The following is a 24378-nucleotide window of genomic DNA, read 5'->3' as shown; positions in this document are numbered from 1 at the left end:
TTTCAATACGTTTACTTAGCTGTACATGTTTTTTAATATCTCATATTAAATAAATGTAGTACAATAATTTCGCATGATGCAACTTAATATATTTATAAAAATAAAAAGCGAGCTAAATTACCTTTTTTTATTATAAGATTTTCACAAATCTGTAATCTGATTTCCATCTTTATCCGTAAATCTTCCACCAAGAATGACTATAAAATCAACAATTGCCCAAATGCCGGTAATTATCAATCCAAACAATGATAAAGATAGAACTAGCATTAAAGCACCAGTCCTAACTTTACCAACCATAAAGCGATGGACACCAAAGATACCTGCAACCCAACAAAGCAGTGCGAACATTATCTTTGTGTTCTCTGTACCTGATCTCAACAATGGAAAAACAGAACTGACAACCCCCCCTTCACAGACAAAATCAACAGCATTACCAATCCTTGGTGGATTCTTTCCCAACCAATCCCAAGTCGCAAACTGATAACGTTTACCATCATCACCAGCAACGAGATAAGTTCCTTGATCTTGACTAATAATTATACCTCTCATCTTAATCCCTATAAATTTAAACACTTAAAAATTATTGCGTATATGCCTTTGATAAGAAATCTCAATTTCATAATCTAAATGATCTTATACTTTCATATTTTGTGCTCAGAACTATACACTAAATCACCAGCATAACGCGCTTGGGCTCCTAGCATTTCTTCAATACGAATAAGTTGATTGTATTTGGCTAATCTATCCGAACGTGCAAGAGAACCTGTTTTAATTTGTCCACAATTCGTTGCAACCGCAAGATCTGCAATGAAAGAATCCTCTGTTTCGCCTGAACGATGAGATATAATGGCACGATAACCTGCTTTATGTGCTACTTCTACAGCATCAAGTGTTTCACTCAATGTACCAATTTGATTAACTTTTATGAGAATAGAATTGCCTACCCCCATTTTGATACCATCACGCAAACGTGCTGAATTCGTTACAAACAAATCATCGCCAACAAGCTGACATTTTTCTCCAATTGTGTCAGTGAGTAACTTCCAACCTTCCCAATCATCCTCTGCCATTCCATCTTCAATTGTAATAATAGGATAATTTTTCACAAGATGTGCTAAATAATCTACCTGCTCTTGGATGTCTCGGCATTTCCCCTCACCTTTATAAAAATACGAACCATTTTTATAAAATTCGGTTGAAGCACAGTCTAAACCAATGGCAATTTGTTCACCTGGTTTATAGCCACATATCATGATAGATTCCATAATAAAATCAATTGCTTGATCAGCACTTTTAAATTGAGGTGCAAAACCACCTTCATCACCAACATTGGTATTATAACCCGCATCTTTTAAACGCTTTTTCAATGCATGGAAAATCTCAGCGCCATAACGGATAGCTTCTTTTACAGTAGGAGCTCCTATAGGGATAATCATAAACTCTTGAAAATCAATCAAATTATCAGCATGAACGCCACCATTAATAATATTCATCATGGGGGTTGGAAGAATATGCGCTTGTGTACCACCAATATAACGATACAAAGGTAAATTTAATGAATCCGCAGCTGCTTTTGCAACAGCTAATGAAACACCAAGAAGTGCATTGGCACCAAGACGGGCTTTGTTTGGCGTTCCATCCAAAGCAATCATTGCTTGATCAATAGCAATTTGATTTGTTGCATCCCGCCCACCAAGTTCTTCAAGAATTTCGCCATTAACTGCAGCAACCGCTTTTTCAACACCTTTCCCTTGATAGCGCAAACCACCATCACGAAGCTCTATAGCCTCGTGTGCTCCTGTTGAAGCTCCCGAAGGAACCAGAGCGCGACCAAAAGCTCCATTCTCCAAATGAACATCAACTTCTACCGTTGGATTACCACGGCTATCAAGAACTTCACGCCCAATGATATCGACAATTATAGTCATATGTGTTTCCTTATCCAATAAAAGTCTCGATTCATTTATAATGCCCTATTAATGAAATATTTTTTCTCTTCTCAACTCAACTTTTTTGACAGATAATCAAATTCCATTAAAGTCTCAAGCAATCTTTGTAAATCATCAACTTTAACCATATTGGGTCCATCAGAAGGTGCATTATCTGGATCTTGATGTGTTTCTAAAAAAATACCAGCTACCCCAACAGAGACAGCTGCACGCGCTAAAATTTCAACAAATTGACGCTGCCCACCAGATGAAGCCCCCTGCCCCCCAGGTTCTTGAACAGAATGCGTTGCATCAAAAATAACAGGAGCACCAAATGAACGTAAAATAGGCAACGAACGCATATCAGAAATAAGTCGGTTGTAACCAAATGACGTGCCTCGCTCACAAAGCATAACATTCGGATTACCACTGTAAACAACCTTTTTTAAAACATTCTCCATGTCCCACGGCGCTAAAAACTGACCTTTTTTAATGTTAATAACACATTCTGTTTTGGCTGCTGCTACCAAAAGATCTGTTTGACGACATAAAAAAGCCGGTATTTGTAAAATATCCACTGTAGAAGAAACAATTGTACATTGCTCTTCTGTATGCACATCAGTTAATATGGGACAATTAAACTCTTTTTTTAAATCAGAAAAAATGGACATTGCTTTTTCAAGACCAATACCACGTGCCGCCCCCAAAGAGGTTCTGTTGGCTTTATCGTAACTTGATTTATAAACAAACCCGATACCAAGCTGATCGGTAATTGTTTTAATACGACCAGCCATTTCAAAAGCATGATCACGACTTTCCATCTGACACGGCCCTGCAATTAATGAAAGAGGCATTTCATTTGAAAAAATCATATTTCCAACTTTCACACGGGCATTTGGTTTAGTCATTTTATCCCTCAAAAGCAAAGTAACCCAATTTATGCATTAAACTAATCGACTTTGTTCTACAGCAGCTTCAATAAAAGAAGAAAAAAGCGGATGTGGATCAAAAGGGCGGGATTTTAATTCTGGATGATATTGAACACCAATAAACCATGGATGATCTACATATTCTATCGTTTCTGGTAAAATACCATCAGGAGACATCCCAGAAAAAATCAAACCACACTGTTCTAACTTATCCTTATAATCAATATTAACCTCATAACGATGACGATGTCGCTCGACAATCTTGGTCATCCCATAAATTTGAGCAATATGACTCTCTTCTTTTAATTCAGCAGCAAAAGCACCAAGGCGCATCGAACCGCCGAGATCACCATTTCTTGTACGTTTTTCAAGGACGTCTCCTTTAAGCCATTCTGTCATTAAACCTACAATTGGATTGTCTGTTTCGCAAAACTCACTCGATGAAGCATTCTCAATCTGTGCAATATTGCGCGCAGCTTCTATACAAGCTAATTGCATCCCAAAACAAATCCCTAAAAATGGAACTTTACGCTCTCGTGCAAATTGAATTGCTCGAATCTTCCCTTCTGCCCCACGTGCCCCAAAAGCACCTGGAACCAAAATTCCATGGGCTTTTTGTAAAGCTGAAACAGAATCTTCTTTTTCAAAAAGTTCCGAATCAATCCACTCAATATTAACTTTCACTCTATTCGCTAAACCACCATGCGCAATCGCTTCAATAAGAGATTTATAAGCATCCTTTAAGCCCGTATATTTTCCTACAATAGCAATCGTGACTTCTCCTTCAGGATTGTGAATACGATGCGTAATATCCTCCCAACGATCCATCTTGGGGGAAGGTGCCGAATCAATTCCAAAAGCGCAAAGAACTTCAGAGTCCAAACCTTCCTTATGGTATGCCATAGGAACATCATAAATCGTTGGCATATCTAATGCCTGAATGACTGCATTGGAGCGAACATTGCAAAAAAGTGATAATTTGCACCGTTCTGTTTCTGGAATAGATCTATCTGCACGTACAAGCAAAATATCAGGAGAAATACCAACTGCTTGCAATTCTTTGACAGAATGTTGTGTTGGTTTCGTTTTTAATTCACCTGCTGAAGGAATATAAGGCATTAATGTGAGATGGACATAAACGACATTTTGTCTCGGTAGCTCATTGCGAAGCTGACGAATCGCTTCTAGAAAAGGCATTGCTTCAATATCACCAACCGTTCCACCTATCTCACACAAAACAAAATCAAATTCTTCATTTCCCATCGTAATGAATCTCTTAATTTCATCCGTAACATGAGGAATAACTTGGACTGTTGCCCCCAAATAATCACCACGCCGCTCTCGTTCAATGATATTGCGATAAATACGCCCTGTTGTAATACTATCTTGGCTATTTGCAGAACGCCCAGTAAAACGCTCATAATGACCAAGATCAAGATCCGTTTCTGCACCATCATCGGTCACAAATACTTCACCATGTTGATAAGGTGACATCGTACCTGGATCAACATTTAAATAAGGATCAAGTTTGCGAAGACGTACGCGATAACCACGAGCCTGTAATAACGCTGCTAACGCCGCCGCTGCGATGCCTTTTCCAAGGGAAGAAACCACACCACCAGTAATAAAAACATAACGTGCCATGGGCTTATGGTGATAAGCAATTTATAATGATTTTTCCAGCAAAAAATGCAAAAAGAAACAATTTTTCTTCTAAAATAAAAAAGGTGAAAAAATCACCTTTTTAAAAAGTCTATATTTTCTTAAAAAACTATTTTGTACTGTTATCCGGAACTGTGTTTTCAAGAACCTGTGGAACTGGACTTTCTGCTTCAGGATTTGTGGACTGTTTCTGTTCCTGCGGAGAATTCGAAGTGCCTCCTAGCTGTTCAAGAACAGAAGGGGAAGACTCATCATTTGATGATGGAACTGAGCCTGAGCCTTTATCGGTAGAATTCTGTTCTGAATTAACCGGTATACGCTTTAAGATATCAGAACTAGAATTTGATATATTACCCACCACGGTAAGTCCAATAGACACAACAAAAAAACAACAGGCTAAAATAGCAGTCAAACGTGTTAAAGGGTTTCGAGATCCACGAGTTTTCATCAACCCTGAGCTATTACTCACACCTAGCCCACCACCTTCTGAAGGTTGAATTAATATAACACCAACCAAAGTAATCACAATCAAAAAATGAATAACTATAAGTACTGTTTGCATAAACCCTGCTCTTCAAATAACTCTTTAATAGCTATTTACACATAAATAACGCACAATCCAAGGGGAAACTCAAATTTCTCTGCTATAGTTTACGACAAACATCGCAAATAGTTAAAAAATCAATCGCTTTTAAGCTTGCTCCACCTATCAAAGCACCATTAACATGAGCAATGCTTAAAAGCTCAAATGCATTGGATGGCTTTACGGATCCACCATAAAGCAAACGAATCTTATTGCCTTCATCACCAAAACGAGAGCGCACCTTATCACGAATGAAATGATGTACTTTTGCAATATCTTCTGGAGTCGCTGTATTGCCGGTGCCTATCGCCCAAACTGGTTCATAAGCGATAATGGTATTCTCTTCTGTTGCATCATCTGGTAAAGATTCTTCAAGCTGCTGCGTGAGAATATCCAGTACTTTATTATTCTTACGCTCCTCCAATGTTTCACCAATACACACAAGAGCCACAAGACCTGCTCGCCACGCAGCTTGTACTTTGGCACAGACAATCGCATCATTTTCTTGGTACACTGTACGACGTTCTGAATGCCCAATAATAACATGACTTGCTCCCGCTTCTTTAAGCATAACAGCTGAAATATCTCCAGTATAAGGACCATGATCATCAAAGTGACAATTTTGTCCTCCTAAAAGGAGATTTTCACCATTCAGCGTATTAGAAGCACGCGATAAAAGCGTTGCTGGAACACAAATAAGCGCCTCAAAAAGATGACCTAGATCAGAGCTAACGCCTGTAGCAATAGCACGCAACTCTCCAAGCGATTCACTCGTTCCATTCATTTTCCAATTTCCAGCAAGAAAAGGCCGAATATTTTGAGACATATTTTCACCTCAAGAGCTCTTACAATACATTGTTTATCTGTAGTTACCAAATTATAAAATGAAAGCAAGTCTTTAAAGCTTGCATCTTTCATCTCTTTATTGCAAATTCCATTACAGCTTTGATAATAACTCACATTAAAAATGGACTTGAACAATGCTTGACATCATAAGAAATGCTACAAATTCTTGGATTTTTAGAATTTTCCTTGCTATTTTACTCTTATGCTTCATTCTTTTATGGGGGGTACCGCAGTTACACAAAAAAAGTGAAAGAGATCTTATTACATCTGGACAGTCCACAGTAACTGTCGATGATTATCGTCTTGCACTCGCCGATCAAAGCGCACGTTTAGCATATGCAGCTCATCTTGGACGAATGTTTACAGCAAATGAAATGCAGCAATACCAAATTCCTGCTTTTGTATTTAATCAATTACAACAAAATGTACTTCTTGATGAACAAGCACGTAAAATGAAAATAAGTCTTTCAAAAGATACAATAGCTCATACGATTGGTTCTGATAAGATGTTCCAGGTAAATGGCACTTTTGATAAAAACTTGTTTTATAACTATCTTCAGCATTTACGTATTAGTGAAAGTGCTTTTCTTAATTATTACACCAAACAAGAAAAGCGTAATCAGCTTATTGCTGCTTTACTTTCTGATATGAAGGCACCAAATCTCTTTTATAAAGCACTTGCTCTTTATCAAGAAGAAATGCGTATTGCTGATTATTTTGTTATTGATCTAAAAGAAAAGAAAACAATTGCTGATCCTGATTACGCAACATTACAAAAATGGTTTGAAACACATCAAAGTCAATTTCGTGCTCCAGAATACCGCACTGTCTCTTTGCTATCTATGGAACTTAATGATTTTGTAAAACCTCAAGATATCTCAACAGATGAGGCGAAAGCCTATTATACACAAAATGCTTCACGTTTTGTAACGCCTGAAAAGCGTACATTCGAAGAACTGCGATTCCCCTCACGCGAAGAAGCCGATAATGCAGCAAAAAAAATAGCTGATGGATTGAGTTTTGATGAACTGGTAAAAGCTGAAAAAAAGACTCTTAATGAAATAAAAAAAGGGCCTCTCGCAGAAAATGAACTTCCTAATCATCTGACATCTGAAATTTTTGAACTTCAACAAGGCCAAGTCAGTTCTGTGATAAATGACTTACAAGGACCTGTTATCATTCGCGTCACGCATATTGAACCCTCAAGCTCTCTTCCTTTTGAAAGTGTAGAAGAAAATATTCGCCAAACACTTGCCAAAAATCGTGCTACTGATGATATCCGTAACAATTATGCAGCCATTGAAAATGCTCGTTTTGAGGGTGCTTCTCTCAAAGAGTTAGCTGACCAATACAAGTTATCTTTGCGCACAATTACCATTGATAAAACAGGAAAAACGCTTGAAGGTGCAATACTCACGGATTTACCTCAAAAAGATATTTTACTGAATGCCATCTATCAATCAAACGAAGGAGTCGATCTTGATCCTCTCTCTTTTCAAAATGGTGGATATCTCTGGTACAAGGTCGATAAAATTATTCCTGCCCGTGATAAGACACTTGAAGAGGCTAAGCTAGATGTTCTTTCTCAATGGAAAAATGAGGAAATCCAACGTCTTCTTGATGAAAAAGCCCAAAATGCTCTCAAACAGCTCACGGAAGGAAAAAGTCTTGTTGCTCTTGCTCGTAGTCTTGGTGTTACAAAACAAACAACACCAACCCTCCGGCGTCAAGACTCATTTGAAACCCTTGGCGTTGAAGGCATTAAAGCATTATTTTCCGCTCCCAAAGGTCATTATGGCATCATAAAAGGTCCGGTTGCAACAAACCGTATCATTTATCAAATAAAGACTGTAACCATGCCTAAAGATATCACGTCTCATACTCTTTCAACTGAAGTCCGCACCAATATAGATATGATGATAAGAGAAGATCTCAAGCTAGAAATGCTACAAGTTGCCAATAAAGAACATCCTTTGGAAATTAATAGCACAAATTATAATCAGATCTTTAACGCTCTCCAATAAAAAGATTTTACATAATTTAAAGAACTTATTTGATAAAGTTTCCGTCAGCTCTTCGTCTATAGTTGAAGAGGTAAGATAGATCTCTTGTTTGCATATCTTAGGATCAAACATTTGTATAATGATTCATTCTCTCGCAAATCAGTGCATGTATGGATTTGCGAGAAAATAGTCAATGGAATGTAGAGTCGTTTTTGCAACGCATTAAAAAACATTATTCATCCAAAGGTTGTAAAGGTTGTCGCCCATTAAGCTATAAATATCATCCCTATCGTCACTCATTTATAGCTCATCATATTACTACTCTTAATATCATTCATAAGGAGCATATTGCTTCTTCCTTAAATGATTTCATTTACACACCAAACTTATAATATACAAAAAAACTATTTTTAAAATTCATTATAAAAATGGAGAAATCTTTTTCTATTCAAGACTCTCATTCAATATGAGAAAAAACGAATTATCATTATAAATCAATATACTCATAAATCATAACAGTCATCAATTATGATGTTATAATTTCTCAAAAATAAGAGTTTTTTATAGACTTATAGACTGCTAAGATAACTTCTCTCATAAAATAGAAATTTTATTTCATTTGCAAATGAGCTACAATCAATACATGCAGAGTACTTAAAAGTTCTTCATCCAACAAACCAATGTATTAAGATTTATCTCATGTTTTTCTTTATCTGCATCTCACCCATCCAATACACTGAATAAAACATATTACTGATGAAGAAATACACTGTATTTTCAAGATCATAAAATTTCTTATTCTTTTGCGTTCATAACAACCAAAACATCAACATTTTTTATAACAAAAAAATGGTTTGGAATCACAATGGCTCCTTTTATCTTCATATGAGAAAATCAGTCTCCATGTTACGCATTCCAACGTAGTAATATTCTTTTACAGTATCTTTGGAAAATTGCCGCTTATTGCTGCCCTTGTTATCAACCAATAGCGATATATCAATGGCAAAGTTGCACTCTCTTGAAAAATTGCTGCCCCCAGCTGTATAGCTTTTTGAAGAGAAGCCGGTACAATGACCAATGGAAGAAAAGCTGGCTTAAGAATTCTAGGTAAAGTACAAGAATACTCGTAAAATTGGGTATAATGATCGCGCGATAATGCTACCATAGCTTCAACAATACGACCCTTTTGTTGATCACTGAGACGATGGGATTCTAAATCTTCCCTATTCACTCCTACAGCCTTTAATATATCAGTAGGTAAATAATATTGATATCGTGATTGCATGAATGATAAAAGACGCAATACACCGCTTAACCCTTGAGAAATCCCTCCATGTTCATAGATATCTGTAAACTCTTGTGCAGTTTCAGGATCTAGTATCTGACAAGAAAGCTGTAAAATTATGCCTGCTGTCTCACCACAATAATGCTCTAGATCATGAAGTGTTTCTATTGGATTGTGATAAAGATCTAAAATTTGCGCATCACAATAACGTAAAAAAGCTGTCTTAGGTAAATTAAAAAGAGTCATTGCTTTTAATAAATCATTCAAAATCGGATTGTTTCCACTCATTTGCATTTCACCATGAGCAATAGCATCATACCACCAACGTAACCGTATTTCTCCTATGAGTGGATCATGTACACTTTCGCGGATACGAGAAACTTCAGCATTAAATACATAAAGAGCAGCCAATGCTTGGCGCTTTTTTTTAGGTGCAAATAAAACTGATATATAGCGATCACGATCTATGGTACGTAAAATATCAAGACAATAAGGAAGAGAGCCTATCATTCTATGAACCTATTAACGTCCCTTTTTTAGCAATTAAATTAATATCCTCTTTTTATTCATATTAAAAAATGAAGGATAAGCAAATACAGTTCAGAAAATAAGATTTTTAAATGTGTCTCTTAACTGTATTGTGAATTAAAGTTTCTTTTCTAGTCACTTTTCGTTTTAGAAAGAAAAAAATTAAATAAATAATTTTTCTGATAAAACTTATCTTATAGGACTTCAAGTTTTCATTTGCAGTAAAAAAGCTAAAAAACAATCGTAACATGCATAGTAAAACTTGAACAACAAACAACGAAAAACACTTTTTCAGTGGATAGATGACAATGTTATTTTATAAAAAATGCACTGATCACAAAAACTTCATCAACTCATTGACCTCCTCCCCATCCTAAAAGACAAAGGTTCTTACCAATACCAATTTGTAAAAAGTCTAATTGCTCTCGGTGAGTTTCTGTTACTATCAATACATTTATTTATAATCATAATTTGTTGTTTTGTATGTTAAATTAGAATACCAAATATCGTAGATATGCTTTCATTTCAAACCAATTCCAGGTTAAATTAATAAAAACCATTCCCTTGCACGTCCCAAGCGTAACTGGCTTGTAGGTAACAACTGTATGAGAAAGAACTAAAAATGCCTCTTATGAACTGTCTCAAGTGCCAAGAGTTGATCACTCATGTGATTCATTAGGAACGACGAGCAAGCTTTGTCCTAAATACTTGCCGCTGTATTTAAAAACACTTTTGTATTTAAAAACACTTTAATATGTTAAGTTATGTATATTCTATACCCTTATATCACCGCCTTAAACGACGGTACTTTACGGCGCAGAAAAATAATCGCACAAGTCTTTCATCTAGACGAGAGCATTTGTTTTATTAAACAATACTCTATTCTACCGCAAATAATAACGCCGCAACAGCGCGATCTTCAGCCAATAAAACATTAAATGTACGCACCGCCGCTCCCGTACTCATTGTATCTGATGAAATACGTTTTTCCCCTAAAAGCACCCGTAACTCTTCAGGTAATCGTAATAATTCAATTCCAGTACCTATTAATAAAACTTCGATTTCAGAAGCTTCTTCTAAAACACGAGATATATCCCCTTGAGTGGGAATAGGCCCTGCCATGTCAATGCCATAAATACCTGATGGTACACAAATAATAGAACCTCTATGAGACATATCAGCAAAACGAAACCCACCATTTCCATAAGCATCAATAGGTGCGCGACTTGGAAAATGTGCTTCACGAATTTGAATTGCATCGAACATGAATAAGCACCTTTTATTTTTGAATAATCCAATTGTCTTTGCTACTTCTCACCATAAAAATTAAAGTAAGGCTGATATAAACATTGATATGTTAACCATAACCTAGTACTGAAGTGAAAATTTTTATATAATACCCTAATCTTCTCATACAACAAATATAGGAAAATTTGGTAATAAATCGCGATAAATTGCTATACCTGCTTCAATAAATCTATCTTTTAAAAAGTTTCCTCAGCTTATTTACTCACAAATTTCTTTTTATAAAAACAATGATCTTATTTAAAAAACAGAAAAAAATTGCGTAATATTCTATAAATAAAGCAACTATTTTAATAATCTAAAGAAAACAAAAACTCCATTTTCTGTATCCACTATAAAAGCCCCTTTTCCAATGAAATTGTCTTGATCTTGCCAAGCTTTTTACAAAAATGCTTAAAAAATGTAATAAACTGCCATTACACCTTAAGATGCATTTTCCTTTGATATAGCTTTTTTCTCTTCAGAGATACTCATATCTTCTTTCGTTGTCGTTTTAGATTTAGACTTTTGTGGTGTTTTTGCTTTAGCATTAAGTTTTGATTTTTTTTCTGCAATCGGCTCACCTTTAACGCGCACATCAGCTAATGTTGAGCGAATAACACGAATATTTATACTCTCACCAATTTCAACCTCTAATTCACCACTCTCGTCGTGAACCTTCGTAACCTTGCCGATAATACCACCACCCGTTATAACTGTATCACCACGACGTACTGCATTAAGCATTTCTTGGCGTTTTTTCATTTGGGCACGCTGTGGACGAATCATAAAAAAATACATAATTGCAAAAATTAAAATGAATGGGACAGCGTTAGCAAATGAAATTCCACCGGAAACATCGCCTGCAACTTGAGCATAAGCGTTCGTCATAAACATTTTTATCTCCTATAGTTAAACCTCAGGTATTTCCCACTCTATTAAAATGAAATTCCGATACAGAAAAAATTCCTAAAGAATTTATCATAAAAAGCAATAACTACATAATCTAATCACAGCTTTACAAAAATACAATAAATCCTTAAGAGGCAGAATACCAAAATACAATGAGAAAAATCTTAAAAAATAGATTCACTTTCCCCTATTGTATATCCTACAATATAAATCTTTTCACTAACTCAATAAATTATACAAGATAATTTTTCTAATGAACAAACTTAATTTATATAGATAATTTATCGTTTTTGATATCGAACGACAGATCTAAATACAATAAAACGCTCTTATTTCAAACCTTCTGAATTAATCAAAACGATTTTCTTGCACGTCACACATATGAAATGAGCCTGTAGATAAAAACTTTTTAAGAAAGGCGTGAAATTTTTTTTCATGCTTCTCTCAAATGCAAGAGCAATTGGAACACTCAAAGCTGACAAATAGTATGATACTATTGTCTTACACTTTCATAAATACAAAGATGGTAATATCTAACGCCCCCCACGAACTACTCTCCTGAAACCAATGATTTTTTGCTGCAATGTTATTGATTTAAGAAAATCAATTGTTTTTCATGAATTTTCTATAAACTGTAAGACTATTCAAATGTAAAAGTCATCAATAAATTAGTTTTCTAAATATTTAAGGGGATCAACAGGTAATGAATTCTTACGCATCTCAAAATAGACACGTGGCGTTTTAACATTTCCTGAAACACCAGATTTAGCAATCTCATCACCGCGCCTTATCCTTTGTCCTTTGTTAACAACAAGCTTACTATTACATCCATAAATAGTGATAATATCATTTTCATGTCGAATCATCACAACATTACCAAGCTCTTTTAATCCATCTCCCGCGTAAATAACCACACCATTTTCTGCCGCCTTTACCGAAGACCCTTCAGGCACTGCAATATCTATTCCTCGATTCATTACTGTTCCCTTTTTTTGACCGAACTGGCTTAATAAACGCCCTCGTACTGGCCAACGCATCTTAGAAATTCCTGTGGCTTGCGGAGTCGTCATATTATCTGTATTCGTAACAGTACTTGACAAACCAGTCTCATGTTTCAATTGCGTCATTTGTTTAGAAAAATTTTTCTCAGAACTTGATTTGTTCATCTTTGCAGAGGGTGGCGTTGTTACAGGAGCTTTATATATAGGAGAGGACTTCTTGTTTTTTATAGAGGACATCACTTGAGATTGGGATGCAGATTCTGTTGTTGACACTGCCCAATCGTTATTATTGTGTGCATTTGAAGCTGCTAATGTACGCCTGCTTGGAACAACCAGTACCTGACCGATATAAATGGAATTGCTGTTTATACCATTTGCTAATTTTAATGCCTCAACACTAACCCCTACTTGTCGTGCAATACTGAGCAGTGTATCTCCACTCTGGACAATATAAGAATTCCGCCGAAAAATAGGAGATTTATCCATTTGTGAACGAGAAAGTGTTCCAAGATTACGTGGAGGGGAGCCCATAACGCGACCATCAGAAGAAGTTATCCTATCTTGATGTGGAAAATTATAGGGAGAATTGTCATCTCCCCACGAATCATCACCTGATTCCACAGGTGGCAATTCAGTGCTTTGTATCATACCACTACCGTATGATAGCATTCGCGGATCTGTATACATAGTGCTTGATATATTTGATTGAGATGATACCGTACGATGAGAGAACGTATTGGAAAAACGCTGTGTACCAGAACTACAACCAGCAACAATAGTTACCACCGCTAACAAAGTTATTCTCTGAAAATTATGCTGGAAAATATTATCCAAAGCTTTTAGATACATCGTTTTGCTCACTCATCAATAATCAACTCACTCCATTAAAGCTTTTTTAAATTACCGAAGAGTTAAAATGAGATGTTTTATTCATAAATATCTTTATATAAGATCAAAATGAATTTAACGTAGACAATTTGCAGAAACTTCTTAGCTTTTAAAAATTAAAGTATCTCCGCAATGCCTTTAATAAAAGGTTGGTAACGCACTTGGAACAGTTCTAAACACTCAAATCGACTACCAATTTTTGTATAGCGCGTCACCGTTTGTACCCCTTCGTCAGGTCCTATCGCCTGAATGAGAATTCCATTTTCAGCTAAAAGTTCTAAAAATTCCTTTGGTTCATCAAAACGTGATGGCCAAATAAGAATGCGATCAAATGATCCTAAGCCTGTCACACTATGACTTCCATCAATCTGCCTTATAACAATATTTTCAATTCCTAAAGTTTGAAATTTTTGGCGTGCTAAATCAACAAGCGTTTTATAACGATCAATCGTTGTCACGCGGTCACTCAGACATGCCATAAGAGCAGTACAAAAACCAGATCCTGTACCAATTTCTAAGACACGATGCCTTTTTTTCAACGATAATGCCGAAAGAATTAAGAGTTGTTCTTCCAAACGTTCCATATATTCACCACACTCAAGGGGAATAACTTTATTATCATAAGCACTATTGAACCAAGGAGCAGCAACAAACTGTTGACGCGGAATTTTCTCTAATGCCGAAAAAAATCGCACGTCATCAATGCCTTTGCTACGCATTTTCAGTACAAGAGCGGCTAACTCCTCACGAAATTGTAAAATACCCTTTTGCCCCATAGTATCATTCAATCTCCAATGGAGGTACACTTTTATCATACTGACAAACTGCTTCTTTTAAAATGGCAAAAACTTGCGTCTGTGTATCATCACCTCTTGGCAATAAACGCATATTGTCTCTCCTTTCGTAAAATTAAGCAGTAATACAGCGCATGCCTCCCATATAAGGTTGTAAAACATCTGGAATAATAATTGATCCATCAGCCTGTTGATAATTTTCAAGTACGGCAATAAGACAACGTCCAACAGCCGTACCAGAACCATTAAGGCTATGAACAAAATGCAATTTTTTATCGCCTTCTTTACGATAGCGCGCATTCATACGACGACCTTGAAAATCTCCACAAACTGAACAGCTAGAAATTTCACGATAACATTCTTGACCAGGAAGCCAAACCTCGATGTCATAGGTTTTACGCGCTGCAAACCCCATATCACCAGTAGAAAGAACCACTGTGCGAAAAGGCAAACCAAGCCGCTTTAATATATCTTCTGCACATTCCGTCATACGTTCTAATTCAATTAAAGACTGCTCTTCACTGGTAATCGAGACCATTTCAACTTTCCAAAATTGATGCTGACGCAACATACCGCGCGTATCACGACCGGCTGCTCCCGCCTCTGAACGAAAACAGGGAGATAAAGAAGAAAATCGCAGTGGTAAATCTGATATTTCAAGAATTTCATCGTTGACCAAATTGGTTAATGGCACTTCTGCTGTGGAAATAAGCCATCGACCATCTGTTGTACGAAAAAGGTCTTCAGCAAATTTCGGTAATTGTGCTGCTCCGTAAACAATTTCATCACGAACAAGAAGAGGTATTGAGACTTCTGTGTAACCATTCTCATTGACATGCACATCAAGCATAAACTGGCCTAATGCTCGTTCTAGCCGTGCTAATGCCCCTGAAAGTACTGTAAAACGTGTTCCAGACAAACGACTAGCTCGTTCAAAATTCATCTGCTTGAGATCTTGACCAAGATCAAAATGTTCCTTTGGTGTAAAATTAAATGTTGGAGGTGTACCAAAATGTCGAATGACGACATTATCACTTTCATCTTTACCTTCTGGAACATCATCTAATGGAATATTTGGAAGTGCTGAAAGAATTTTCTCAAGACTCTCCGTCAGCTGTTTTTCTTCCACTGTTGCAGAGGAAAGAAAAGCTTTAATCTCTTCAACTTCAGCTCTAAGACGTTCAGCCATTTGCTGATCCGATACCGCTAAAGCCTGTCCTATTTCCTTTGAAACAGCATTGCGACGTTCCTGTGCCAATTGCACCTTAGCAATATGCGACCGACGTGCAAGATCAAGTTGTATTAACCTTTCAGCTTGTGGCTCAAGACCTCTACTTACGAGTGCTTTATCTAATTTCTCAGGATTGTCACGAATCCACTTAATATCAAGCATAAAAATTCCTCATTTATATTGTTTTTATTCATTCCTTATCGCATAAGATTATACACTTTTCTTAAGCGGATTTTCTTCTCTTTTCTATACTGTAAGCAATTAAAATTGAAATCTCGTAAAGTGCTATCGTTGGTAAAGCCACTGCAAACATCGTAAAAAAATCCGACGGCGTTATGATTGCCGCAATAATAAAAGAGAGCAAAATAGCCCATTTTCGTTTAGACGCCAAATCATAAGACGTTAAAAATCCAATTTTTGTTAAAAGACTGATGACAAGAGGTAATTGAAAAATCAAACCAAAAATTAGGATAAATGATGTCATAAAGCCCAAATAATCAGAAATACGCACTATAAACTCTATTTTTAAATGAACATCTGGAAGAAATTGTTGAGAAAGGCTAAACCATAGTATTATTGGCGCTAATAGACCATAAACAAACGCTCCCCCAATACAAAATAAAATAGGCCCCCCAATGAGAAATGGTAAAAAAGCCATCCGCTCATTTTTATAAAGCCCTGGTGCAATAAAACTATAAAACTGAAAAGCCGTATAGGGAAAAGATAAAATAATTCCCCCAAAAGCAGAAAGCTTCATCTTCGTTAAAAAAGTTTCCCATACTTGCGTTGATTGCAAACGAATACCCTCAGGATTACCCCCTGCTATTTTCATTGCCCACTGATATGGCCATAGTAAAAAAATTAAGATATAATCTTTAACAAGAAAACACATCATAAAAGCGATCATAAATGCAACCAAGGCAGCAATAATTCGCTGACGAAGTTCAATTAAATGTTCTAAAAGTGGTGCCATATGGGCATCAACTTCATCTTTCTTAACATTCATGACATATCTTCTTTATCTTTAGAAGCAATAGATACTGTCGTATCTTTATTGGTTACGTTTTGATCGCATTCCAAAATTTCTTTATCTTTTTTTGATTTATGGTGTGTTGCCTTAACATCCAAATTATCGTGGATATCTTCTAATGTATTTTGAATGGGATCAAAAGTTTCTGCCAACTTCTTGCTTGAATCGCTAATATCCGAACATACTTTTTGCAAATCATCGCGCTCGATTTGTTTTATTACATCATCAAACTGATGACGAAGTTCATTTGCTGTTGAATACACATACGCTCTTATCTTTGCTACTGTCTTTAATATTTTAGGTAAATCTTTCGGTCCAACGACAATGATGAGAACAAGTAAGATTACGATAAACTCTGGTCCGTCAATCCCAAACATCTCTTAATTCGACTTTCTCATCAAAAAATAATGCACAATGATGATTGCGTTTTTGTTACTGTTTTTTAGCAACAGATGTTTTGCTTTTTTTAGAAGCAGAAGAAACCTTTCTGCGCGCTGTTGCATATTTTACCGATAACGGCTGAGATTGTTGAGATTCTACATCAATTATTTGGGAAGTAGGAGCCATTTCAACTTTATCCTCAATGCTGTCATCTTCTTCCTTCATATTTTTTTTGAAGGCTTTAATTCCCTTAGCAACATCGCCCATTAATTCAGAAATTTTACCGCGACCGAAAAGCACAAAGATAATCAATAAAATTATAATTAAATGCGTTGGTGAAAAAATATTACCCATTACTCTCTCTAACTTATGCTTTTAAATTTGATTTCATTTATTCATGCTTCCTCTGAAGAATGTATCAAAATAATATCTTACTTGTATATTTTCTTCTTAACTTAAAAACAATTACACGCTTTTATTGCAAAAGAACTTTTTATCCTCTCATCCCTTTTTAGCGTACTATAACACAAACCATTCAACAATGATAAACCGCCTCATACAAAATTCAAAACACTTAAAAACTTTTCTAAAATAACTTCATCTGATCTCCTAGGTTACTCATCTTCCTGTAAATACTATAGCTAATGTCTCTCCTTTTACACAATGTTTTACGTATCATTACAAACATTTCCGTCAAATTATCCTTTACTGATAAAGATCATAACATGTTGTAAAACACTTTACGTATTCAATTAAAAAATTCAGAAAGAAAAATCTCTAAAAAACTTTCTTAACACATCATCAGTCTCTTCAAAAACTATCATCTTACGCACAACATTTATTCTTTGCGTTGGGGTAGGAATTTTATCATTCATTATTCTATGTACAATACGAAATATGAGCCATCATCGCGTTCAGTTAAATATCTGGCGTGTAAATAAAAACTATTAGCGGAAAGAGTAAAAATGCACTTTATGAACTAACTCAAGTGCCAAGAGGTATGGCAATACTGCTAAAAAATAAAAAAGGTACCAGCTTGCGCCTTTATTCAGAAAATACCTCCATATAACTAGCTCTCTAAGCCACTGTATGCTCTAACTATTACACGTCTCCGGATTCTGGGCATGCGTTCTCATAATATCATGTGTTTAACCTATCTCAGTATTGAAAACAGAATGGGCATGAATAGAAAATTACATTCAATCAAAAGCATGGTATCGAAGCATAATCCATATAAAAAGAATTTCTTATCCTAGCCTTTTTTATAAGATTACCTCATAAAGCCGCTCGATAATATAGTGTTAGAGATAGATAAACCTATTTACTTTAGTTTAAAATTCCTCATTTTTATTGAGATCGCTTGCAGAGCACATATCAATTTTCAAAAGTTTTATTTTAGCATCATACACAATAACCTAGCTATTTAGCGTGTATAATGTAAAGCTTTGGCTCTGCTTAAAGCAATGAGATTCATTCACACTTTTACAAAAATCTATCACTATAACACCAGCACTTTATTGCTCTATCCATAATTTTACGCTCGCTAAAAAAACTTATAAATGTAACAATGTTTTTATCAAGCATTTGAAATTCTTTAATCTTTAAACAAGAAAATTTATGAATGAATTTGAAAGATACCCTTCAATTTTTCAAAAAACTTCACTAATATTCTCGTTAATTGAGTGTTTTTTATAGTATTCCTGGAAGAGTCCGCGATCATAAAGAAAAATCTCTTACAACATAAATATCTCTATATGAAATGTTTGATCTCTTCTTGTCTATCTTTCATATAAAAAATTTAAAATTTTAACGATTAATCTCATAATATAAAAATAGCCTTGTGAATAAATGCTCCGATGACATTAATATTTTTTCTGTAGTGTATAATGTGGGAGTGAGGGTATTGTTTGATTTCTATAAGAATATTTTTATGGATATCAATTCTATTATTCTATGCTAATAATCCGGTACAGTTATACATATGATAGAGTTTACTCCATGAATTATCGGCATATTTATCATGCTGGCAATTTTGCTGATGTTTTTAAACACATTATTGTCACTCGCATTGTAGAATATCTCAAACGCAAAGAAAAAGCTTTTCGCGTTATAGATACGCATGCTGGAATCGGTATTTATGACCTTTCTTCTTTAGAAGCATATAAAACAGGAGAGTGGCGCGAAGGTGTCCAACGACTTTTTTCAACTCCTATCCCAGAAGATTTAAGAACACTCCTTTGTCCATGGTGTGATATCATTGATGCCCTCAATAAAGGGGAAAAAGAAATTGTATTTTATCCTGGATCTCCTGTTCTTATTCGTCAATTATTACGGAAACAAGATCGCCTCACCGCAATAGAATTGCACAATGAAGATTATCATATTTTAGCAAAAAACTTTGCAGGAGATTATCAGACAAAAGTTCTGCATTTAGATGGTTGGCTTTCCTTAAATGCTCATGTACCACCAAAAGAAAAACGTGGGTTTATCCTTGTTGACCCTCCCTTTGAAAAAACTGGAGAGTTTTCCCGCCTTATTGATGGATTAACGAAAGCCTATCGTCGCTTTTCTGGAGGAATCTACGCTTTATGGTATCCTGTTAAATATGACAAAGAAATTGAAAGTTTTCTTCACGCGCTTTATCAAACCGGAATTCCTAAGATTCTACAGCTTGAAATGCGTATCCGAAAAAGTTCAAGTCCACCGACAATGAATGGAAGTGGTATGATTATTATTAACCCTCCCTACCTTTTGGAAGAAGAAATGAAAAAACTCAGCCCCTTTCTTATCAACCGTCTGGGACAAGATGAAAATGCCCAAATAACGCATAAGTGGCTTCAAAAAGAACATCTATTATGTTAGACTTTTCTCTATATTTTTTCTAAATCAAATATCATGTTGTAAAATACAAAGGCATTAAATGATAAAGTTCTTTGATTCTTTGGATAATACCAACATATTATAATGGTAAGCTAATAACGATCAGCGTGAATTAATTTTTTTTCTTTTAGAAAGTCTATCCTCTTAATCATCATGGATTTCCTATTCAATCATTTTAATGGATAAATTAGGCAAATTCATAAAGCTGTCTTAGAATAACAACTCTCATATTTTTTATGAAAGATCGGCTCTCTAAAATCATACTCTTATGCTATAAGATATTATTTATAGAAAAAAATTATAAAAACATAAATAATCATTATTTAATAAAAAAGAATATTTCATATATTAAACAAACAACATATTTGTAATAAACGGAATGGTCCTGAAAAATAATACAAATTGTCCGCAAAATGAACGGGAAAAACTTTCTTTTCTCTCTAATATTACATGGCATAATGCTAATCAAAGCTATGAGAAAAATCAATTCCAAGGTATCAAGTTCATACAAGAGTTTGTTAGACACCTTCCGCATAAGCCAGGGGTTTACCGGATGATTGGTGAAAATGGTGATATTCTCTATGTTGGAAAAGCCCGTAATCTCAAAAAACGTGTTTCAAACTATACACGTGAACAAGGACACAATAATCGTATTACCCGCATGATTCGTGCAACATATCATATGGAATTTATCGTCACCCATACAGAAACAGAAGCACTCCTTTTAGAAGCCAATCTCATCAAAAGATTGCATCCACATTTTAATGTACTCCTACGTGATGATAAAAGTTTTCCTTATATTATGATTACAGATGATCATCGAGTGCCTGCACTTTACAAACATCGTGGTGCTCGAATACGAAAAGCTCACTATTTTGGTCCTTTTGCTTCTGCTGGTGCAGTGACACAAACAGTTCATGTTTTACAACGCGTCTTTTTATTACGAACCTGTACTGATTCAGTTTTTGAAAACCGTACACGCCCCTGCTTGCTTTATCAAATTAAGCGATGTTCTGCACCTTGTACTCATGAAATTAGTGACAGTGATTATAAAGAACTGGTGAAAGGAGCAAAAGCGTTCCTTTCGGGAAAAGATCAATCTATTAAAAGCGATATGGTTCAAGCTATGCATAAAGCCGCTGAAAATCTCGATTTTGAACAAGCAGCTTCCTATCGTGACCGCTTATCAGCCCTTTCTCACATACAAAGCCATCAAGGTATTAATCCTCAAACGATAAAAGAAGCGGATGTATTTGCAATTGCGCAAAAAGAAGGAATGACCTGTATTCAAGTGTTCTTTTTTCGCATGGGGCAAAATTGGGGAAACCGTGCCTATTTTCCTAAAGCAGATCCCTCTTTTTCCCGCACTGAAATTTTAGCGAGTTTTCTTGCCCAATTTTACGATGATAAACCACTTCCTAAAAGCATCCTTTTATCTGAAGAAATTGAAGAAAAGACACTTCTTACAGAGGCATTTAGTCTCAAAGCAAATCACAAAGTGTCCCTCTCTTTACCTAAACAAGGTGAACGAAAAACTCTTGTTAATCGTGCCTATCTCAATGCTCATGAAGCACTTGAACATAAGCTTTCTGAAACAGCCACCCATACAAAATTGCTTCAAGGTCTTGCTAAAACATTCCAACTACCTGTTCCTCCACGCCGGATAGAAGTCTATGACAATTCTCATATCATGGGAACAAATGCTGTAGGGGCTATGATTGTTGCTGGTCAAATGGGATTTATTAAAAATCAATATCGAAAATTCAACATTCGCTCAACAGATATCACGCCTAGCGATGATTTTGGCATGATGAAAGAAGTGATTAAACGAAGATTTTCACGCCTTATCAAAGAGTATGATCTGCCAAATAGAAGTCATGACATAAAAGATGATGATCTTTTTCCCATTTGGCCTGACCTTATCTTAATCGATGGTGGTGAAGGACAAATCAACAGCGTACATGCAATACTTGCTGAATTACAATTAAATGATCTCTTCACAGTTGTTGGAATCGCCAAAGGTGTTGACCGTCATGCGGGACGTGAACGATTTTTTATAAAAGGTATCCCCCCCTTTACACTTCCTCCACGTGATCCTATCCTCTATTTTTTGCAACGTCTGCGTGATGAAGCACACCGTTTTGCGATTGGAACTCATAGGATAAAACGAAAAAAAGCAACATTCAAAAACCCACTTGATGAAATCGAAAATATCGGTCCGACAAGAAAGCGTGCATTGCTTCATCATTTTGGAAGTGCCAAAGCTGTTGCTAGTGCCTCATTTGAAGATTTAAAAAAAGTTACGGGAATTTCTATGACAATTGCACAAAAAATTCATAACCATTTTCATGAAAAATAGGCTTGTTTCATAACCTTCGACTTGTTACGTTAAGGAAATATATTCTCTTTCACAAGAATTAAAAATGGCTCCATGAAAAATCATACTTTTTCTTTTCCAAATATTTTAACTTATGCACGAATTGTTGCAGTCCCAATGGTTGTTGCATGCTTTTTTTTAGAAGGGCGACTACAATCAAGTGATATCACTCGCTGGATTGCTGTTTCCATTTTTATCGTTGCATCCATTACTGACTTTCTTGACGGTTACCTTGCTCGTATTTGGGAACAAACATCCAATATTGGTCGCATGTTAGATCCAATTGCCGATAAACTTCTCGTCTCTGCTTGTTTGCTCTTGCTTGCCGCAGACAGTACCATCGCTGGGTGGACACTATGGGCAGCTATTATCATTCTTTGCAGAGAAATTCTTGTATCAGGATTACGTGAATATTTGGCTGAGTTAAAAGTTAGTGTTCCTGTCTCTCGTCTTGCAAAATGGAAAACTTTTGTACAAATGATCGCTATTGTATTTCTTTTAGCTGGACCAGCCGGTAATAAAATTTTCCCTTACACAGTAGAGTTTGGCATTACTATGCTGTGGATTTCTGCCCTCCTTACATTGTGGACAGGGTGGGATTATTTTCGTGCAGGTTTAAAACACGTTATCCTATGAAGAGTATGGAGATTTATAATGATAATTTATCTTTTTGTACTTAAATAAGAGATAAGAATAGCATAAGATTGATTTATTTTTATTAATGATAAATCAATCAAGCACTTTTTTGCACATTACAAGTAAGGGTGGTATATAGATAAAAGCTCTTCAAAAAAGAGTAAATAGGCTTTATATTTTCGTAAAAGCAGCTGTAATATTAAAAGCTAAAAAAACAATTAATGCTCCATATGCTTTCAAAAAAGTCTATAATCTTATAAGCAAAAAACCGAAATATAGTGTTTCGGATTTTTGCTTCTTATATACGCTTTATTATTATAAACGCTTTATTAACCAACAATTTCTATCTCAGAAAACCAAAAGGCGATTTCTGTTTTTGCCGTTTCAGCACTATCGGATCCATGGACAGAATTTTCGCCAATCGATAAAGCATGAACCTTACGAATTGTCCCTTCTTCTGCATCACTAGGATTCGTAGCCCCCATTACTTCACGGTTTTTAGCTATTGCATTTTCGCCTTCCAAAACTTGTACAACGGTTGGACCAGAAGACATGAATTCAACCAATTCACTAAAAAAAGGGCGTTCTTTATGAATAGCATAAAATTTTTCAGCCTCACGTTTGCTCATCCAAACACGTTTAGACGCAATAACACGTAGCTCCGCATCCTCAAGCATTTTAGTAATTGCGCCAGTCAAATTACGACGGGTTGCATCTGGTTTAATCATCGAAAAAGTACGCTCTAAAGCCATTTACTCACCTTTATTTCATTATAACATTCTCTGACTGTTTCTATAGCGAGCAAGGAGCCCTTTGCCAAGTGACTCTGCAAAAATCTACACAAATTCTCAAAATATAGAATGAATTATAAAGAAAACTTTAATAAAAATACCTGCAATCGCTCATCCCATCATAAAGATGCGCTACCGACTCTCAATAAATATTGAACCTTCTTTCATAATCTTAAATGCTTCCCATCAAAATTATCATTTAAGCAATAAAAAGTCATAAGAAAAAACTCACATGCAAAAAATATATCTTTTTGAAAGCCTTCTTCTTTAAAGAGGACGAACCTAGACACTTGGTTTGAAAATCCTTCTACACACATTGAGATCAATTAAAAATAACCATATATTTAGAAACTATAGCGTACACCTATAATTCCCTGAAGGGACTGTTTTGTTTTACGCCCTTTAATAT

20 protein-coding genes are annotated in these 24378 nt (G+C 35.6%); 4 read left to right on the top strand and 16 right to left on the bottom strand.

What is annotated here, in order from left to right; all coding sequences use genetic code 11:
- Positions 1-141: 141 nt before the first annotated feature.
- The 6 genes from ACFILN_RS01115 to tpiA all read right to left on the bottom strand — a co-directional run bounded on the left by ACFILN_RS01115 (position 142) and on the right by tpiA (position 5928).
- The gene (locus ACFILN_RS01115) at positions 142-549 is read right to left on the bottom strand and encodes a TM2 domain-containing protein (protein WP_375631359.1); all 408 of its coding nucleotides are present in this window, start codon (positions 547-549) and stop codon (positions 142-144) included.
- Between the two features lie 92 nt (positions 550-641).
- The gene (gene eno, locus ACFILN_RS01110) at positions 642-1928 is read right to left on the bottom strand and encodes a phosphopyruvate hydratase (RefSeq protein ID WP_375643079.1); all 1287 of its coding nucleotides are present in this window, start codon (positions 1926-1928) and stop codon (positions 642-644) included.
- 71 nt (positions 1929-1999) lie between these two features.
- Positions 2000-2836, bottom strand: a complete 837-nt coding sequence (gene kdsA, locus ACFILN_RS01105; RefSeq protein ID WP_273791141.1) for a 3-deoxy-8-phosphooctulonate synthase — start codon at positions 2834-2836, stop codon at positions 2000-2002.
- A 36-nt stretch (positions 2837-2872) separates the two neighbouring features.
- Complete coding sequence (locus ACFILN_RS01100) at positions 2873-4501, bottom strand: CTP synthase (RefSeq protein ID WP_273791140.1); 1629 nt, start codon at positions 4499-4501, stop codon at positions 2873-2875.
- Between the two features lie 127 nt (positions 4502-4628).
- Positions 4629-5081, bottom strand: coding sequence for a preprotein translocase subunit SecG (gene secG / locus ACFILN_RS01095; RefSeq protein WP_273791139.1), 453 nt, complete (start codon positions 5079-5081; stop codon positions 4629-4631).
- A gap of 82 nt (positions 5082-5163) precedes the next feature.
- Positions 5164-5928 carry a triose-phosphate isomerase gene (tpiA, locus tag ACFILN_RS01090; RefSeq protein ID WP_375670677.1) on the bottom strand — a complete coding sequence of 255 codons (765 nt, stop codon included), beginning with the start codon at positions 5926-5928 and terminating at the stop codon, positions 5164-5166.
- Positions 5929-6082: 154 nt separating this feature from the next.
- Here tpiA and ACFILN_RS01085 point away from each other — a divergent pair, with 154 nt between their 5' ends.
- Positions 6083-7972: a peptidyl-prolyl cis-trans isomerase gene (locus ACFILN_RS01085; RefSeq protein ID WP_375670675.1), complete on the top strand. Its 1890-nt coding sequence runs from the start codon at positions 6083-6085 to the stop codon at positions 7970-7972.
- Positions 7973-8885: 913 nt separating this feature from the next.
- On the opposite strand, the gene ACFILN_RS01080 is transcribed toward ACFILN_RS01085, so the two are convergent.
- From ACFILN_RS01080 to tatA, 9 genes are all read right to left on the bottom strand, one after another.
- Positions 8886-9746 carry a phytoene/squalene synthase family protein gene (locus tag ACFILN_RS01080; protein WP_375658303.1) on the bottom strand — a complete coding sequence of 287 codons (861 nt, stop codon included), beginning with the start codon at positions 9744-9746 and terminating at the stop codon, positions 8886-8888.
- A gap of 897 nt (positions 9747-10643) precedes the next feature.
- Positions 10644-11030: an Mth938-like domain-containing protein gene (locus ACFILN_RS01075; RefSeq protein WP_273791135.1), complete on the bottom strand. Its 387-nt coding sequence runs from the start codon at positions 11028-11030 to the stop codon at positions 10644-10646.
- A 462-nt stretch (positions 11031-11492) separates the two neighbouring features.
- Positions 11493-11945, bottom strand: a complete 453-nt coding sequence (yajC, locus tag ACFILN_RS01070) for a preprotein translocase subunit YajC (RefSeq protein ID WP_375637377.1) — start codon at positions 11943-11945, stop codon at positions 11493-11495.
- A 683-nt stretch (positions 11946-12628) separates the two neighbouring features.
- The gene (locus ACFILN_RS01065) at positions 12629-13810 is read right to left on the bottom strand and encodes a peptidoglycan DD-metalloendopeptidase family protein (RefSeq protein ID WP_375667425.1); all 1182 of its coding nucleotides are present in this window, start codon (positions 13808-13810) and stop codon (positions 12629-12631) included.
- A 155-nt stretch (positions 13811-13965) separates the two neighbouring features.
- On the bottom strand, positions 13966-14625 hold the full coding sequence (locus tag ACFILN_RS01060; RefSeq protein WP_273791164.1) for a protein-L-isoaspartate(D-aspartate) O-methyltransferase: 660 nt from the start codon (positions 14623-14625) through the stop codon (positions 13966-13968).
- 133 nt (positions 14626-14758) lie between these two features.
- Positions 14759-16036: a serine--tRNA ligase gene (serS, locus tag ACFILN_RS01055; RefSeq protein WP_375631757.1), complete on the bottom strand. Its 1278-nt coding sequence runs from the start codon at positions 16034-16036 to the stop codon at positions 14759-14761.
- A gap of 61 nt (positions 16037-16097) precedes the next feature.
- A complete protein-coding gene (gene tatC, locus ACFILN_RS01050) occupies positions 16098-16880 on the bottom strand; it encodes a twin-arginine translocase subunit TatC (RefSeq protein WP_375637380.1) in 783 nt (260 codons plus the stop codon).
- Positions 16877-17281 (bottom strand): twin-arginine translocase subunit TatB, encoded by a 405-nt coding sequence (locus tag ACFILN_RS01045; RefSeq protein WP_273791130.1) that lies wholly within the window; start codon positions 17279-17281, stop codon positions 16877-16879. Before ACFILN_RS01045 ends, tatC begins: the two co-directional genes overlap by 4 nt.
- 55 nt (positions 17282-17336) lie before the next feature.
- On the bottom strand, positions 17337-17639 hold the full coding sequence (gene tatA, locus ACFILN_RS01040) for a twin-arginine translocase TatA/TatE family subunit (protein WP_375658302.1): 303 nt from the start codon (positions 17637-17639) through the stop codon (positions 17337-17339).
- Positions 17640-19283: 1644 nt separating this feature from the next.
- Between tatA and ACFILN_RS01035 the strand changes: the two genes are divergently transcribed.
- From ACFILN_RS01035 to pgsA, 3 genes are all read left to right on the top strand, one after another.
- Entirely contained in the window at positions 19284-20147 is an 864-nt protein-coding gene (locus ACFILN_RS01035; RefSeq protein WP_273791128.1) for a 23S rRNA (adenine(2030)-N(6))-methyltransferase RlmJ, read from the top strand.
- 397 nt (positions 20148-20544) lie between these two features.
- Positions 20545-22524: an excinuclease ABC subunit UvrC gene (gene uvrC, locus ACFILN_RS01030; RefSeq protein ID WP_375670673.1), complete on the top strand. Its 1980-nt coding sequence runs from the start codon at positions 20545-20547 to the stop codon at positions 22522-22524.
- A gap of 72 nt (positions 22525-22596) precedes the next feature.
- Positions 22597-23178, top strand: coding sequence for a CDP-diacylglycerol--glycerol-3-phosphate 3-phosphatidyltransferase (pgsA, locus tag ACFILN_RS01025; RefSeq protein WP_273723320.1), 582 nt, complete (start codon positions 22597-22599; stop codon positions 23176-23178).
- Positions 23179-23507: 329 nt separating this feature from the next.
- On the opposite strand, the gene ndk is transcribed toward pgsA, so the two are convergent.
- Positions 23508-23930: a nucleoside-diphosphate kinase gene (gene ndk / locus ACFILN_RS01020; RefSeq protein ID WP_375631370.1), complete on the bottom strand. Its 423-nt coding sequence runs from the start codon at positions 23928-23930 to the stop codon at positions 23508-23510.
- Positions 23931-24378: the final 448 nt, after the last annotated feature.

Source organism: Bartonella sp. CL434QHHD (assembly GCF_042195145.1).
In the GTDB taxonomy this organism is placed as follows: Bacteria; Pseudomonadota; Alphaproteobacteria; order Rhizobiales; family Rhizobiaceae; genus Bartonella.
Note: the sequence above shows the minus strand (reverse complement) of the source record. Positions and strands in the feature narration are given on the sequence as shown.